Source organism: Micromonospora sp. AMSO12t, assembly GCF_008806585.1.
Classification (GTDB): Bacteria; Actinomycetota; Actinomycetes; order Mycobacteriales; family Micromonosporaceae; genus Micromonospora; species Micromonospora reichwaldensis.
The window spans coordinates 1-1,234 of record NZ_WAAS01000510.1 but is presented as its reverse complement, the minus strand read 5'-3'; the positions used below and the strand labels follow the sequence as shown (position 1 = coordinate 1,234).

The window sequence follows — 1,234 nt, the reverse complement described above, 5'->3', positions numbered from 1 at the left end:
CGCCCACACCCCGCTGCCCTGACGGCGCGCCCTACAGCGCGACGCGGACGGCACGCCCTACAGCGCGACGCGGACGGCGGCGGTGAGGACCAGTTGGCCCAGGGAGACGGGGACCAGGACGAGCCAGCAGAGGCGCTGGAGCTGGTCCTCGCGCAGGCGGGGATAGGACACCCGGATCCAGATGATCAGGAACGAGACGGCGAAGACCTTCAGCAGGGTCCACAGCCAGCCGAGCTGCGCGTCGGCGAACGGGCCCTGCCAACCCCCGAGGAAGAGCACGGTGGTGAGGGCGGCGATCACCACGATGCCGACGTACTCGGCGAGCAGGAAGAACGCGAACCGCAGGCCCGTGTACTCCGTCATGTAGCCGAAGACCAGCTCCGAGTCGGCGACCGGCATGTCGAACGGCGGGCGGCGGATCTCGGCGAGCCCGGCGAGGAAGAAGACGACCATGGCGGGGGCCTGCCAGAGCAGCCACCACGGCTGCCACGCCTCGACGATGCCGGAGAGGCTGAGCGTGCCGGCCGCCATGGCCACCGACGCGGCGGCCAGCACCAGCGGCAGCTCGTAGCCGAGCAGCTGGGCCGCGCCGCGCAGGCCGCCGAGGAGGCTGTACTTGTTTGCCGACGCCCACGCCGACATCAGCACCGCCACGACGCCCACGCCCACCACGGCCAGCACGAAGAACAGGCCGATGTCCAGCGGCTGCCCGACCAGGTCGTCCGGGCCGAGCGGGATCACCAGCAGGACCAGCAGGTAGGGCACGAGGGCGACCGCCGGGGCGAGCCGGAAGACCGCCCGGTCCGCCTCCCGGGGCGTGACGTCCTCCTTCTGCACGAACTTCACGCCGTCGGCGACCAGCTGGGCCCAGCCGTGGAAGCCGCCCGCGTACATCGGGCCGAGCCGGCCCTGCATGTGCGCCATCACCTTGTGCTCGGCCTGCCCGACCAACAACGGCAGGGTGAGGAAGGCGACGAGCACGCCCCCCACCCGGATGACCAGCTCCAACCACAGTGGCATCAGGGCGTACCTCCGTCGTCGCCGGAACGCTCCGACGCTGCCGGGCCCTCGGGCGCGGGCCGGTCCGCCGTCGGGCCGGAGCGGGCGGTCCGGCCGCCGGGCGCGCCGGGCGGCGGTCCGGCGTCGGCCCCCGGGTCGGCGGGGCGGGTGACCGCCGGGCCGGCGGGTGCCGGGCCGTCGGCAGGTGCGGCGGGCGGCGGACCGGCGTCGCCCG

1 protein-coding gene and 1 pseudogene are annotated in these 1,234 nt (G+C 74.3%); both read right to left on the bottom strand.

The annotated features are described in order from the left end of the window. Positions 1-57: 57 nt before the first annotated feature. Positions 58-1,020: a complex I subunit 1 family protein gene (locus F6X68_RS32680; RefSeq protein WP_088998320.1), complete on the bottom strand. Its 963-nt coding sequence runs from the start codon at positions 1,018-1,020 to the stop codon at positions 58-60. Then, positions 1,020-1,234, bottom strand: a pseudogene (locus tag F6X68_RS34555) (RDD family protein); the annotation flags it as partial. The pseudogene F6X68_RS34555 and the gene F6X68_RS32680, both read right to left, overlap by 1 nt.